At 40.0% G+C, this 14,695-nt stretch carries 9 protein-coding genes and 1 pseudogene; 6 read left to right on the top strand and 4 right to left on the bottom strand.

The window, feature by feature from the left end; all coding sequences use genetic code 11:
- Positions 1-64: 64 nt before the first annotated feature.
- Complete coding sequence (locus tag I6F48_RS12040) at positions 65-1,078, bottom strand: nuclear transport factor 2 family protein (RefSeq protein WP_197119510.1); 1,014 nt, start codon at positions 1,076-1,078, stop codon at positions 65-67.
- A gap of 238 nt (positions 1,079-1,316) precedes the next feature.
- Between I6F48_RS12040 and I6F48_RS12035 the strand changes: the two genes are divergently transcribed.
- The 5 genes from I6F48_RS12035 to I6F48_RS12015 all read left to right on the top strand — a co-directional run bounded on the left by I6F48_RS12035 (position 1,317) and on the right by I6F48_RS12015 (position 6,290).
- Positions 1,317-2,927, top strand: a complete 1,611-nt coding sequence (locus I6F48_RS12035) for a sodium:solute symporter family transporter (protein WP_197119509.1) — start codon at positions 1,317-1,319, stop codon at positions 2,925-2,927.
- Positions 2,928-2,937: 10 nt separating this feature from the next.
- Entirely contained in the window at positions 2,938-3,903 is a 966-nt protein-coding gene (locus tag I6F48_RS12030; RefSeq protein WP_197119508.1) for an ester cyclase, read from the top strand.
- 9 nt (positions 3,904-3,912) lie between these two features.
- The gene (locus I6F48_RS12025; RefSeq protein ID WP_197119507.1) at positions 3,913-5,016 is read left to right on the top strand and encodes a nuclear transport factor 2 family protein; all 1,104 of its coding nucleotides are present in this window, start codon (positions 3,913-3,915) and stop codon (positions 5,014-5,016) included.
- Entirely contained in the window at positions 5,013-5,867 is an 855-nt protein-coding gene (locus I6F48_RS12020) for a hypothetical protein (protein ID WP_197119506.1), read from the top strand. The genes I6F48_RS12025 and I6F48_RS12020 overlap by 4 nt, the downstream gene beginning before the upstream one ends.
- A 105-nt stretch (positions 5,868-5,972) precedes the next feature.
- Positions 5,973-6,290, top strand: a complete 318-nt coding sequence (locus I6F48_RS12015; protein ID WP_197119505.1) for a hypothetical protein — start codon at positions 5,973-5,975, stop codon at positions 6,288-6,290.
- 79 nt (positions 6,291-6,369) lie between these two features.
- On the opposite strand, the gene I6F48_RS12010 is transcribed toward I6F48_RS12015, so the two are convergent.
- The 3 genes from I6F48_RS12010 to I6F48_RS12000 form a co-directional block, all read right to left on the bottom strand.
- A complete protein-coding gene (locus tag I6F48_RS12010) occupies positions 6,370-8,775 on the bottom strand; it encodes a TonB-dependent receptor (RefSeq protein ID WP_197119504.1) in 2,406 nt (801 codons plus the stop codon).
- A 594-nt stretch (positions 8,776-9,369) separates the two neighbouring features.
- Complete coding sequence (locus tag I6F48_RS12005; protein ID WP_197119503.1) at positions 9,370-11,724, bottom strand: TonB-dependent receptor; 2,355 nt, start codon at positions 11,722-11,724, stop codon at positions 9,370-9,372.
- A 468-nt stretch (positions 11,725-12,192) separates the two neighbouring features.
- Entirely contained in the window at positions 12,193-14,391 is a 2,199-nt protein-coding gene (locus I6F48_RS12000) for an exonuclease domain-containing protein (RefSeq protein ID WP_197119502.1), read from the bottom strand.
- 90 nt (positions 14,392-14,481) lie between these two features.
- On the opposite strand from I6F48_RS12000, the pseudogene I6F48_RS21360 reads away from it, so the two are divergent.
- Positions 14,482-14,661, top strand: a pseudogene (locus I6F48_RS21360) (protein phosphatase); the annotation flags it as partial.
- Positions 14,662-14,695 lie beyond the last annotated feature (34 nt).

The raw sequence follows: 14,695 nt of genomic DNA, 5'->3' as shown, positions 1-14,695 counted from the left end.
CTCTTATATAACCGTTATAAAAGAAAAGCTCTGTAAAACAGAGCTTTTTTATAGCTTAAACAGGCTACGCCCCCGGATTAGCAATACTTTGTGTGCGTTTTAAAATATCTAAGCCTTGTTGTTTTAACCAATATGGTAAGTCAATAATCACCCAGTTTTCAACTAGCTTATCACCTTCACGATGATATACATCAACCACGCGCATATCAGCAGGAGTATTAGCTCCAGGTAAACCTAAAAAGCCACCAATGGCGGTATTTGTTAAGTTTGGCCAACCAAAAAAGCATGCATATTCATCCTCTGCAAACCGGCAAATATGACCATTAAATACTTTACCCGTTAACCCTTCTCTAAACGGATACATATGCTGTTGCTGATAACGCTCAATTGTATATGTAGCACCAATACCCGCAGGGCCATACCAAACCATGTTCTCGTCCCATGTTTTTGCAAGCACTTCGGGTGGGCAAGTATTTATACCGCTTTGATTAAGCGCGGTTAGGTTATCAATCATCTGATTAACCAAGTTCATTGTTCGCGTACCTTGCTCATCGCTCCCTTCACCTAAACGAACTCCATCGTGGGTACGTGGCCCAGGATAAGTAAAGTATTGCCCGGTAGAGAGCGGTAATGGGTTTAAACCTACTTGTAGCATCACCCCAATAATATCGACAAAAAAACCAGTTTGAATAATTTTACCGTCTTTAACACAGTTAAACTCAGCGTAGCGAATTGTCGCCAATTTATGAGAAGGTGCAATACCTAACCAGTCACGATCAAAGAGGCCCATAAAGTGGCCCATACTCATTACCCACTCGCCACCATCGGCTTCACTTTGCCCTGCAATAAAAATATCTTCACGGCGCTGAAGAGCTTTAAAAGAATGAAATAAAGGCTGCCAAACATGTTCAATTACATCATTAGCATTATTTAATTCATTAAACGGATGCACACCTTTAAAGCTGTAATTATCTGCCAAGTATTCTTTAAATACAGCATTTAAATCATTACCTTGTGTTTTTTCTAATGCAGCATGAAACTGACGAACCAACTGCTTATTATTAATTATTTCTGCCATGATGTTCCCTTGTTGTTTGCGCAATCAAATTAACACTCTTAAACCGCAAATAAATATGCATTGCTAAAATGTATTCTATTTAAAGAGTAATTAAAAGCCTGTAAATACTAAGTTATAAATCGATTTAAAATAATACTAATGACAATTGACTTCGAAGTCAAAGTGATTCATGATGATTCAAAATAAAAAGTATAAATAGGCTAATTAGCCCGTAATACCTAATCTAACAGGATTAATTATGAATGATTTTGGATTATTGAATTGGAGTATTCTCATCGGGTACATTATTGCTAACCTCATACTTGGGTTTGTAATAAGTAAAAAGGTGAGCAGTGCTAATGATTTTTATATTGGCCGAAAAAATACACCTTGGTGGGCTATTGGTATATCGGTAGTGGCAACCTATGTTAGTGCGCTTACATTTTTAGGTGCGCCAGCGTGGTCATACAAAGAGGGTTTATCGGTTATTGCCATACACTTAAACTACCCACTCGTTATTGTGGCTGTTGTGTGTTTGTTTTTTCCGTTTTTTTACAATGCAGGTGTCGCCTCAATATACGAATACCAAGAGCGTCGTTTTGGTAAAAAAGCGCGGATTTTAATCTCCACAATTTGGCTTATTTCACAAACAATGGGGTCAGCCGCTGTACTCTATGCAACCTCTTTAGTACTTGCCTTTATTGTAGATATTAACGTTATTACTGCCATATTTTTAGTCACTATTATCGCACTAATATATACCATGCTAGGAGGTATAACTGCCGTAATATGGACCGATGTTATCCAATCAGCAATATTATTTATTGGTGCCGGCATTATTATGTATGCCCTTATTACCTCGATGGATGGCTCGTTTAGCTCAACACTTACTGAGTTAAAAGCACAAGGTAAGTTAGACCCTCTTAATTTCTCGTTCGACTTCACGCAAGTAACCACCGTTTGGTCTGGCGTGCTAGCTATGTCGCTTTATCACATCACTGTTTACGGTACTAACCAAATGATGGTGCAGCGTACGCTTGCAGCTAAAAACATTGGTGATGCTAAAAAGTCATATCTATTAATGGGCTTTATTGCATTCTTTATTTACCTGTTCTTTATATTTATGGGCGTGTTGTTTTACAGCTATTACGGCGGACGTACATTTGAAAACGACAACCTAATTATTTTACAGTTTGCATCCGACTATGGTCTACCAGGATTAATGGGAATAATAGCGGCAGCCGTTATGGCTGCTTCTATGTCGAGCCTCGACTCAGCGCTTAACTCACTCTCTACAATTAGTACTATCGACTTTTACAAAAAGTATTTTGCACCTGAAAAAAACGACGCACATTATTTAGCTGCAACACGTTTATTTACCCTTGGCTGGGCAATCATCATCATTGTACCCGCCATTATGTATCACCTTTACAGCGAAGGCTCAATTTTAGAAATACTCACCAAGGTAGGTTCATACTTTGTAGGTGCTCAATTAGGTATGTTTGCACTAGGGTTTTTCTCTAAGCACACAACCGAAAAAGGCCTCTTAATTGGCACATTAGTATCATTTGTAACTGTTGCAATATGTGCCCTTTACACCGATATAGCGTGGCCTTGGTACTGTGCAATTGGTGCCCTAACGTGTGTTGTATTTAGTATTGTTTTGAGTATCGCTTTTGATGGTTTTCAAGAGGAATACAACGAGTACACCATTAAAGGTCAGCTAAAAGTGTTTAAAGAACAAAACCGCCCTGAAAAAGAAAATGGTTGGTATTTAGTTCCAGGTAAATTTGACTCAATAAACTACTGGTTACTCGGCTTTTTTGTAGTGAGCTTCGCGTCTCTCATGTTATTTGAACATTTTGTATAAGGTGAAATAAATGAATATTTTAGAACAACTTTTTGAAAACTTCAGCGCTGCAGAATTACCAAACCAAGCATTGCTTGCGGATACCGTTCAATGGCAGGTAAGCCACCCTTTTGAACCAATTACATCTAAACAAAATGTAATTAATAATTACTTTAAAGTGCTTAAAAACTCATTACCCGATATAGAGCGTAAACCCTTTATTTCTATTGAGGGCGACTACAAAGACGAGCAATGGATATGCGCAACAGGTTACTTTACTGGCACATTCACAAAACCGTTATTAGGTATTCCAGCCAGCGGTAAAAGTATTTTTATTCGTTATAGCGAAATGGCTCAAATAGAAAACAATAAAGTAGTTAACGTTTATACCTTTTTAGATTTAATCGATGTAATGAACCAAGTGGGTGTAAATCCACTGCGTCCAAGCTTAGGTTACCCGGGTTTAATAATGCCCCCCACTACACTTGATGGTGTGCCTGCTACAGCTAAAAACGACGAACTAAGTAAAGCCAACGAACAGCTCGTAATTGATATGCTTACTGAGCTTGGCCGCTACGATGGTAAAGACCTATACAGCATTAATTTAGAAAAATACTGGCACCCAGATTTTATTTGGTATGGCCCAGCCGGTATAGGAACAACCCGAGGCATTAGTGGCTTTAGAGAACACCACCAAGCTCCATTTTTAAAAGGGTTCCCTGATCGTGGGATCAATAAAACACTCTGCTTAGTAAGCCACGACAATTTTGTAGCCACCGGTGGCTGGCCGCATATGTACGGTACTCATAGAGGGGATGACTGGCTAGGTTTACCTGCATCGGGTAATAAACTGTTTCCGCGTGTTATGGACTTTTGGCGCTGCGAAAACGGAATTTTAAAAGAAAACTGGGTCGCTATCGATATTCCTCATTTATTAGAGGGAATGGGTATTGATATTTTTGAGCAAATGCAAAATAAAATCACTGCAGCAAACTAAGAGGTATTTATGAGCACACAAAACACAATTACCCAACCTTACTGGCTGCCTTTATCGAGCGTATTAAACCCGCAAAGTAAAAAGCAGCAAGCGCTTATAGGGTTTGACGAAGAGTTTGTTGATATTGTTGATTACATTTTACGTATTACGCACCGCATTTGGGAGCAAAAAAACATTGGTTTATGTTATCGCTATTACGCTGATGTATGCCCTGTTTTTACACTTGGCGCTTATGGCGAAAATATTGAAGATGTTATTCAAGGCACACTTAAAACCATTGCCGCATTCCCTGATAGAAGCCTAATTGGCGAAAATGTTATTTTTTCAGAAGACGGCAACGAGCATTACTACTCATCACACTTAATTAGCAGTGTAATGAGTAATACCGGTAACTCAGAATTTGGCCCTGCTACAAATAAAACAGGCCGAGTAACCACCATTGCCGACTGCGTTTGTTTTGAAAATAAAATAGTAAAAGAATGGCTAGTACGCGACAACGGCTTTTTAGTTAAACAACTTGGCCTAAGTATTATTAATGTAGCCAAGCACATGGCCAAAGTACCAAGTAAAGAAAAGCATACCCTATGGCTTGATGAAGAGTTTACTCGAGTACAAGCAATTGATCACCGCACACCAAGCACTCCAATTTTAGACGGTGAACTGGCCGCATTTGCGCATAACTGGCTAGATACATTATTTAACCAAAAGCAATTTGCTAAAATACACGAGTTTTATAGCTTAACGGCCACACAACAATGGCCAAGCGGCAGAATGGCAACCGGCCTTGCACAAATAAATGGCGTATTTATACAATTTTTTGCCAACTGCCCTGATGCCAAGCTAACCGTCGATCACTTAGCAATTACCCCCTTTGATGAGAGCACTACAGATGTAGCAATTCGCTGGTCACTTGCGGGGCATTTTAACCCACAAAGCGATGAACTAAGTGAGCTAAAAAATCTTCCTTATTTTGTGTTAGGCGCCTCGCACTTACGCATCAAAAATCAAAAAATCATTGAAGAAGTCACCGTTTTTGACGAAGTTGCGCTACTCGCAAACCTATTTAGAGCACACGCATTAAATAGCCAAACAGAATTGGAGGTAAATGCATGATCAACGCAATTATCGATTTATACACCAAAGCAGATATTAAAACTATTTCAGGTAAATTGCTGCGCAGTAGCCGTTGGCAACAACATCACTTTACCGCCATGGGTTCATTGCAAGCACAGCCGCTATGGCTTGATTTTTTAGCGCAATATGGTGTATCAGAATTAATATCTAAAACGCACAGTAAAGGCCAGGAACTTGAGACTTTACAGCTGGTATTGCAACCAAAAAAATTGCTAAAACCAGTAAGACTTTCATTTGTTATAAAGCACAATAACACCTTCATAAAATCAGTAAAATGTGTTGTTGATACGCTATTATTGGCCAACAGCGAATTTACAGGTGAGGCAAGCAATAATACGCTGGTGATCCCTAAGTTACCTAAAAGCGATCCTATTATGGTTAGCGATTTAGATAACCAGCTGCACCCTACTACCTTTCATGCAACGCCCAGCGACATTTGTGAATTACCAACGCAAATTGCCGAAACATTAAATAATTGGTGGCAAATTTGGCAGCTTAATAACTTAGCTAATTTTGAAAGTGTTTATACTAAAAGTGCAAACGTTATTCTTGCTGGCAGTAACGAAACACAATCAAAAGATGCACTGTTAAATTGCCATTTAGCGCTTTCACAAAGCCTAAGCAGACGCTACGCTCAGCTAGAAACCGTACAGTTTGACAGCGTCTCAAATCAAGCAACAATTTGCTGGACACTCGATGGTACTTTTAATGCCAAAAACGTACGCGTTCGCCAACAAATACTCACCGTTATTACATTTACTAACACTCTAATATCAAGCGAAGTTATGCAATTTGACACCCTCGCGTTAAATCAGCAATTCGCACTGTAAACACTTATTACTTCCCTTCAAGCGCTCACTGAGCGCTTTTTTTTGTTTATAATTTTAACTTTTTAGGTACATTAAGCCTTAAATTATAATAATTAAGGACAATAAATGAAGTATCTCAGTATCGGTATCGTCTTACTTTTAACTGGCTGCCAAGCTACGCCTATATTATGTGAGGTAGAACCCAACGCGCTTTTGTGTGACTCAAGTAGTTATAATGTAGCGACGGTAAATGCATTAACCACATTCGAATTAAGAGCTGGCAGAAAAGCATTCGCACTAGGGAAAACCTATAATGGCGGCGAGTTTTATGGTTTTTCAGAGGGTTACAGCTCACAATCTAAAGCAAATATAAGAGCCCTAGATGAATGTAAAAAAAGACTCGCTAAATATGATACTAATGCTCAGTGCGAACTAATTCGATAGCTTTTTTTAAATAAAAAAGCCAGCTAATAAATGTATTAGCTGGCTGAAAGTTATGGTCATTTGACCATTTTAGGAAACCTTAAAACTGATATTTTAAGCTCGCGCCCCACGTACGCGGGTTGCTCCAGTTTGCTTGTACTGAGTTAGCTGGCAAACCATCAACAATTTGTGAATGCACCACGCCACGCGTTAATATAGCTTTGTCGCCAATATTTTTAACATAAGCCTCAATTTGTACGCTGTCGTTTATAAACCAAGTTAGGCGTGCATCAGCCATTAAATGCGCATCTACTCTTAACTCTGGAATATTCGTATCAAACGCGTAGTAATCGTCTAAGTAATTCATTTGAATGTACGGTACTAAGTACGAGTCGCCCCCTAAACTAAATTCATAACGCGCCGAAAGCCCCATGCTGTACTCTGGCGCCATTGCAGGTCGCCAGCCTTCAAAACTAAATTGGCTTGAATTATCGTTTATATCTTGGCGGCCGCCTTGATTACCAAGCGCTAACAACGGACGAAGTTGCTCGTTACCCACAGCGTAACCATCAGCAAATTCGCTATCCAATAACGATAACGTACCGGTAAGCGTTAAATTCTCAATTGGTACCCATTGAAGGTCGGCTTCAAGGCCTTTTGTTTCTACGTCACCGCCATTTTCGTAATACTCAAATGTTGTGGCTGTACCTGCGGACACACATTCTAAAACGGTATCACCCGTTGTTGTATCGTTACATGACGTTGCAAACAACTGTGCTTTTACGTCTTCGTACTTATTCATAAATACCGACACATTTAAACGCATTGCACCATCTAGCAAGTAGCTCTTCATACCCATTTCGTACGAAATAACATCTTCGTTATCATAAAGTGGGTCTGCACCACGTGCTACTACGCGCGAATCGTTTGCACCACCCGTTCTGTAACCCGTGGCTACGCTTGCATACACCATTATGTCTTTGTTTATGTCGTACTCTGCAGCCGCTTTATATAACATTGCAGAATCATCCCAATCGGGAATGGTATCACCAGTAAACGTTTTATCGTCTTGGTTAACACGCAAGCCACCTACAACACGTAAGTCTTCACTAATTTGATAACGTAACTGCCCATACGCTGCGATAGATTTAGCCGTATGTGGGTCGTAATCTGGATTCCCCCACGAAGGCACAACAACAGAGTCTGAAACACCGTCGCCTGTTGTATCTGCATGCGATAACCAGCTCCAATCTGCTTCTTGGTCAAAGTAGTAAAGTCCACCAATCCACGAAAAATCAGAATCATCATTATTTGACGCAAACTGTAACTCAGACGATAGAGTTTTTTGGTCATCCTCACGGCCAAAACCACCTACAAAATCAATGCCGCCATCGCTATAGTCGTTGTCGTAGTATTGCTTGCCGTTAAGGGTTGAATAGTTAGTCGTCCACTTAATATCAGCAAAATCGGTATACCACTCAAGTGCTACTGTTGTCGAAAAGCTTTCTTGTTTATCAAGCGAAAAACTATTGCGATAAACATCATATGGGCCAAGATCTTCGTGCTGCGCATCACTTGGCTGATAAATATGCCCAGCTGTAATTGTAGGGTTAGGATCAAATATACCGGAGCCTGGTGACGTTTCGCTTATTTGGTAACCCGCAATTTGCTGATAACCCCAAATAGCTTCTGAGTTTGAGTTTTTACGCGAGTAGTCAAAACGTACCGTTGCGTTAAACTTATCGTTTGGTTGCCACTTAGTGACATTACGCATATAAAACTGATTTTTTTCGCGTAAATCATCCGAAGGTCCTGGAATCACTAAATTATTGATATAGCCATCATGGCGATCAGAAGCCACTACAAAACGAGTCGCGATTGTATCGCTTACAGGAATATTTATAATACCCTCGTAAGCACTGCGGTTATAACTCCCTGTTTCAACTTTTATACTCCCCAGTAAATCGTCAAAAACAGGTTGATTAGTAATTATATTAATACTGCCAGCAAAGGTGTTACGCCCGTATAGAGTACCTTGTGGGCCACGCAGCACTTCTATGCGCTGCACATCCACCAATGCTCCTAAACCAGATGAGGTAGTAGGTACGTAAATGCCATCTTGGAATATGCCTACAATTTGCTCGGCAATACCGGTACCTGCTACACCCACTTCATTAGTACGTGCGCCGCGCATGGCAGGACGAACCTCACCACCAGATGACCCCATACGTAAACCCGGTACAACCTGCTCAAGACCCGTAACATCAATAATACCGGCACGGGCAATATCAGCCTCCCCGAGTGCAGTGATTGATGATGATACTTCCTGTAGATCTTGTGAGCGACGGTTTGCAGTAACGGCTATGCGCTCAATGGCTGGTTCTTTAATTTGCTGCTGAGTTTGTGTTGATGTTGCTTCTTCGGCGCTGTGAGCATTCATTGTGGTTGCTGCAATAGCAGTTGTTACAGCAAAATGAACGAGAGTCCGTGTAAATTTAGCTTTCATTATAATTATTCTCCCGAGTTTAAAACGTGTCTACTTCTCCCCAACTCTACATTTTCAATTATTACAGTAAACAAATTGTATCAATTGAAAATGCATTGATACAAAATAGACTTCGAAGTCAAAAAGATCAACAACTTTCTGCCTAATAATTAACCTTAATCATTAAAAACCACAAATAACAATAACTTAAAATTTAAATATGTATGATTTCGAAATCTAAAAAACAAAAAGGCCAGCAATACAATATTGCTGGCCTTTTAAATAATATCCAATTTTATTAATAACTTAAATTCAGGGCGTGTTGATCTTTGTGGATTGAAATTTGTTCAATCTAGGGGCGATTAAATCGCGGCGCGAGGTTTGTAACCTAGTGGGCTAAGTAAAAACCGAACAACAAAGAGTTAATCGTCCCTAGAAAGAATCCAAAGGGCAGCGCATGTTTGGTCTTTATGCTGCGTTATCGCCTATTCATGGGGAATAACCACACTACATAGGCTCCGCCTTGCCTAAAAACCAAACATACTGCTGCAAATTCACCCACCAAAGTTCAATACGCCCTAGCTGAGTATAAAGCAGTTAAAAACGATAACAGGCTTAAAAGTTGTAACCTATTCTTACACCATAAGTGCGAGGATTAGCATAGTCAGCAGCCGCTACGTTACCGCCAAAGCGAACCGTTCTAAGCAAAATAAGCTCATCACCTGCATTTTGAACATATGCGCGTATGGCCCACTCATTATCGGCCGAATACCATGCAATGCTGGCATCGTATTTTTGATAGCTATCTTGCGTACCAAACGAAAAAGGGAGATCGTTGGTCGTATACGAATCCGATAACTGAATACTGGTAGCAGGCACAATGCGGCCTTTATCACCTAAATCAAACTCGTAACTCGCCAATAGAGTAATGTTATATTTTGGGCTTAACTGCACTTCGTTACCGTCAAGTTGCAGTAAGTTATCTACGCCATTAATGGTCTCTCCGCCTTCTTCAAACACATTTGGCGTAACAAAGTCACCATAAGTAGAATCTGTAAACGCGGCACGTGCACCTAGGCGCAATGCATCACTCACTTGCCAATCAATTTCAAGCTCAAGACCAGCAGCATCAATTTCGCCCGCATTACCAAAAAACGATACCGCCGTACCGCCTACGTTTTGAAAACGCGTAGAAAGTAAGTCCTCGTATTGGTTGTAATATAAAGAAGCGTTAAATCTTAATGAATTATCAAGCAGCATGCTTTTAAAGCCAACCTCGTAAGCCGTTACTGTTTGCTCGTCGTAGCTATTTTCGCCATTAAAAGCGCCCTGTGCATTACCCGCTAAAAAGCCTGTAGAAACCGTAGCATAAAGCAATTGAGAATTTGTTAAGTCATGCTCTACGCCTAACTTCCACGTTACTTTACTCCAATCGCCATCTGCGTCTTTAACTTCTAATTCTGAAAAATCTAGCGTGCTTAAATCATTAGTATTTTGACCGTAAATATCCCACTCACGCTTATCATTTGTATACCTTATGCCGGCTATACCGCGTGTATCATCACTAAATGCGTAATTACCTTGAAAGTAAGCCGCCGCTGATCGCGTTTCTAACTGAATTTGGTTTAACCAAGGTGCATATTGAAGCGCTTGAGGCTGCGTTGTATCGGGTACATTATCAACCACGGCTCCGTAGCTCGCATTTAAAAAAGCGTTGTCTAGATCCTCTGAAAATAAGTAAATACCAGCCACCCACTCAAAATTACTTTCGTATGTAGAGCTTACTTGTACTTCTAACGAGTTAGTTTTAGATTCAATTGCGTTACCATCTACAGTGGCTGCATAAGTCGAAAAATCACCATCGGTAAAGCGCGTTTCTTCGTAATCCATTGAGGCTGCAATTATTTTTAAATCAACCGACTCTAGCGACCAGTTTAACTCGGCGCTAATACTTACATCGCTTACATCGCGTGATGGTTGGTAATCAAACTGCTGAGTAAATGGGTCTGACGACACACCTTGTGCAGTATCAAGCCCTGGTGTTGCTGCATTATCTAAACCTGCACCAAAGCGACCACAATTACTGGCACACACATCATCGCGACCAATTCGCTCAGTTAATGGAGCCGACAAGCTTGTTTTACCTGTCGCTGGGTTTATAGGCACACCTAAAATATGATAGCCAAATGCACCGCCGCCATTTGACTCGTCCTGCCATGTTTCTACTTTTACATTTAAATTTACATCATCGTTAAACTCAGTAAATATTTGGCCACGCAAAAAATACATATCTGCATCTTTTAAGCCTGCTGATTCATTAAACGAATTCTCTACGTATGGGTCGCGTATTTCTCGCACCCCGGTAAAGCGTACTGCGGTATCATCGGTTAAGGCGGCATTAAAAAAGCCTTCACCACGTAAATGACCATAATTACCAAATGTTGTAGCCATACCGCCTTCGGTAATATCAAGCTCTGGCTTTTTAGCTATTACATCAATAGCTCCACCAAATGAGTTACGACCAAACAACGTACCTTGAGGCCCGCGAAGTACTTCTACACGCTCTAAATCTACAAAACCAGCAAGTGCTTGCCCATGACGAGGGCGATAAACGCCATTAGAATAAAACGCAATCGCAACATCGTTAGCTTCTACTTGCTCTGTTCTAGCACCGCGCATGGCGGGGCGAGCATCACTGCCCGACACACCCGACTTTAAACCTGGCGCTAGGCTATCAAGGCTTAAAATATCGGTTATGCCATTTTCTAGTAAATCTTTAGCCGATACCGCAGTAACTGCCAAAGGCACCGACTGAATACTTTTAACCCGCTTAGTAGAGGTAACAGAAATAACCTCCAACTCTTTGTTAGGGTTTAACTTTGCTTCTTGTGAAAATACAGATGCTGAGCCTAATAACGCCGTATTTACAGCAGCAAAAATAAGTGTTTTACGTAAAATATTCGTCGTCATGAGATAAATTCTCCACCTGTTGAAATGAATTTTATTAAGCATCTGTGGGCGCTATGCCCCACCATCACATTTTTATTATTTATAATTATTAAAAATGCGACATTTAAATGGCTATTTTTTCGACTCATAAAAACTACCGCTTTTTGCATTCGAATGCAACAGCGATTAATGCAAATTTTACATGTAACTAACACGCGTTATAAAAACAAAATCATGAAACACATTCAAGCAACTAATAATAAACAAATTTAATTTTTACAGCTGATTTAAAGTTACTGGTTTGATCAGTTTAATATAGTGTATTTAAACAAAGAAAGGAGGGGAAATACAAACAAAGCGCACCATTTAGACTTCGAAGTCTAAATTGTATTAAAGATCTACTTTAAACATCAGCACATAATTAATTTTCAATTAAGTGCTGACTATTCATAGCATAACTAGTTAGTAGCTTTTAGTTAATCTGAGGATCTATTCACTACTTTGGGATTGCTGAATAAGTAATAACAGCTCTGCAGTGGCGGTTGCATCGGCAAGTGCTCGGTGATGGCTGGTTAAATTTAAATTAAAGTGCGATGAAAGATTGCCCAGCGAATACGACTTTAAGCCTTTAAACGCTTTGCGCGACTCAACCACTGTGCACATTTTTGTCATTTTAAAAAAGTGCCCTGCCATCTCGCATTCTTTTTTAATAAAGCCGTAGTCAAAATTAACGTTATGGGCTACAAAAATACTGCCTGCAAGTTTATCTAACAATGGCTGTGCTATTTCGGCAAATACAGGGGCATTGCGCACCATGCTGTCGCTAATACCGGTTAATGACGTTATAAATCCGGGTATGTGCCGCTGTGGATTTACAAGTGTCGTCCAGGTGTCTATCACTTTGCCGTGTTGCACTTTTACAAGGCCAATTTCGGTAATACGATTACCGCCTTTTAACCCACCCGTAGTTTCTATATCGACCACACTGTAAATACGGTTTGGATCTACAAACCATTTAATGGCGGCAATATGCACCTCAAAGCCCACGCTTTTTAAGTTATCAATGGTGGTTAGTTGGTTGCGCCTAAGTTTGTCGCCCGGTGCTTTTACTTCTTCAAAATGTACTTTGCCATTATTTATTACCATTAAGTCGGGGTAGCCGTCTTTTAGCTGTAAATAATGTTTACTCATATTGGTTAAGTGAGTAATTAATGCCTCATGCGGGCTATTTAAAATAAGTGCTTCTAATGGTTGTAGTAGCTCTTTATGCCATCTAAATAAACCATTAGGTTGCTCAAAGTATTGCGCTGCATTTTTACACACTAAATTAAGTAATGCTTGCGACGTTTGGCACTGCGCTAAGCGCTCATTTATTTGTGTTTGCTGCGCTTCATAAAAATTACCAAGCCTTAATACTTGCGGATATATATCAAACTCATTACATGGCGGATAAGGCGACTCTACAAATAACTCGTGCCAAAATACTAAACCAAACAAACTTTGCCAAAGCGTGTTTTCGGTATTAAATACAGTCATACCTTGGCGAGTATAATAATCGTTTACGCCCTGCTCTACTTCACCTCGGTAAAGTTCATCTATTTCTAGCACGCACTGGGTATCGGCAAGCATGGCACTTAAACGCGAACGTGTTTTTTTATTAAACTTACGCATTAAAAAGTCGTCAGCAAAATACAGTAAATCATCCGTAAGCGGATTTTCAATAATGGCTTCTAATCGTGCTTTTACCCACTCTTTATTACCAAGCCTGTATTGCTCTCTTATTTGAATTTCTTGTGCTTCGCTATCATCCGCGCACCCTTCAAGTAAGCTAAAAGCAAGTTCACTATTAACACCTTTTAACTGCCGATAAAGCCTTACTAATAATTTGTTTTTTAACGCAACAGCAATGGCACCGTGCGCGGCTTGCACTAAAACCTGCGGCGCTAAAGCAACGTAATCACTCTCATCGGTTATATTTTTAAATGCTAACCGGTAACGGTTTAATAAATAGTTTGATTGCGCTTCATCAAGTGTTTCAAAGCGCGACAAACTCTCGCTGTGGCCTTCGCGCGTAGCGGTTAAACCTAAATCTCGCATTACAAAACGATTTTGATGATTCACATCACCACTGCTTAATTTGCCTGCAAATAAAAACTCAAAATACTCGTAGTAATCACTGCGGTTATTAATTACATACTGGCTATAAAGTGGCGCAAGCTCATGTGGGCATACTTTAAAAAACTCACGGGCAATATCCACCAGCGCGCCTTTAGCGGCGCTCTTTTTAAAGCTTATTTGCTCTGGGTAATTACTTAGCAACTCCAGCAAAGCAGGTTTGGTTAAGTGAGCCAAAAGCTGCGAGTAATGCTGCTCGTTTGGCTCAAATAAAATACCGGCTTTTTTTAGCGTATAAATAGCCTGATGCGGCGAGGTTATTTCTTCGTAATTAAGCGACTGCGCCTGCACCAAATAAGGCTTTCGCGAGTACACGCGCGCCAACATGCATTGGCTTTGCTCATCTAGCTGATTAATTTTACTAATAAATTCGCTGTGTTTAGGCTCAAGTAAATGCATACATTTACTTGTTACAAACTCAATAAGCTCTCTAAAATGCGCTAAATAGTATTTTGCTGGTAATTCTTTTTTCATAATATCGCCACAACTGTATATAAAAACAGTATCTAGCATTTATGCTAATTATTCAATCTTAAACTTGTAATCAATAATGCTTATAATTGCCATATAAAAATAATGTAGAGTCGATAAGCACTGAATTTAAAAACCGACATACTACAAACCATATAACAAAAACAAACCATTGCCATACATTGCAAAGGCGGCACTGGCCACAAAGGGTTGGTCGCTGCGTTTATTTTAAATTCGGCAGGTTACACAAAAGAAGAAGTATACAACCGAGTACAAAGCATTCGCCCTAAAGCGCTCACTATAGAGCTGTAAAAAGAGTGCTTTGAGAGCTTTGAGCTGTAAGACA

The sequence above is a fragment of the Pseudoalteromonas sp. SWYJ118 genome (assembly GCF_015864505.1).
GTDB classification, from domain to species: domain Bacteria; phylum Pseudomonadota; class Gammaproteobacteria; order Enterobacterales; family Alteromonadaceae; genus Pseudoalteromonas; species Pseudoalteromonas arctica.
Note: the sequence above shows the minus strand (reverse complement) of the source record. Positions and strands in the feature narration are given on the sequence as shown.

What these genes read in the sequence shown, in the direction of transcription:
- I6F48_RS12040 (WP_197119510.1), bottom strand. Translation starts at nt 1,078, where the DNA reads ATGGCAGAAATAATTAATAATAAGCAGTTGGTTCGTCAGTTTCATGCT.
- I6F48_RS12035 (WP_197119509.1), top strand. Translation starts at nt 1,317, where the DNA reads ATGAATGATTTTGGATTATTGAATTGGAGTATTCTCATCGGGTACATT.
- I6F48_RS12030 (WP_197119508.1), top strand. Translation starts at nt 2,938, where the DNA reads ATGAATATTTTAGAACAACTTTTTGAAAACTTCAGCGCTGCAGAATTA.
- I6F48_RS12025 (WP_197119507.1), top strand. Translation starts at nt 3,913, where the DNA reads ATGAGCACACAAAACACAATTACCCAACCTTACTGGCTGCCTTTATCG.
- I6F48_RS12020 (WP_197119506.1), top strand. Translation starts at nt 5,013, where the DNA reads ATGATCAACGCAATTATCGATTTATACACCAAAGCAGATATTAAAACT.
- I6F48_RS12015 (WP_197119505.1), top strand. Translation starts at nt 5,973, where the DNA reads ATGAAGTATCTCAGTATCGGTATCGTCTTACTTTTAACTGGCTGCCAA.
- I6F48_RS12010 (WP_197119504.1), bottom strand. Translation starts at nt 8,775, where the DNA reads ATGAAAGCTAAATTTACACGGACTCTCGTTCATTTTGCTGTAACAACT.
- I6F48_RS12005 (WP_197119503.1), bottom strand. Translation starts at nt 11,724, where the DNA reads ATGACGACGAATATTTTACGTAAAACACTTATTTTTGCTGCTGTAAAT.
- I6F48_RS12000 (WP_197119502.1), bottom strand. Translation starts at nt 14,391, where the DNA reads ATGCTAGATACTGTTTTTATATACAGTTGTGGCGATATTATGAAAAAA.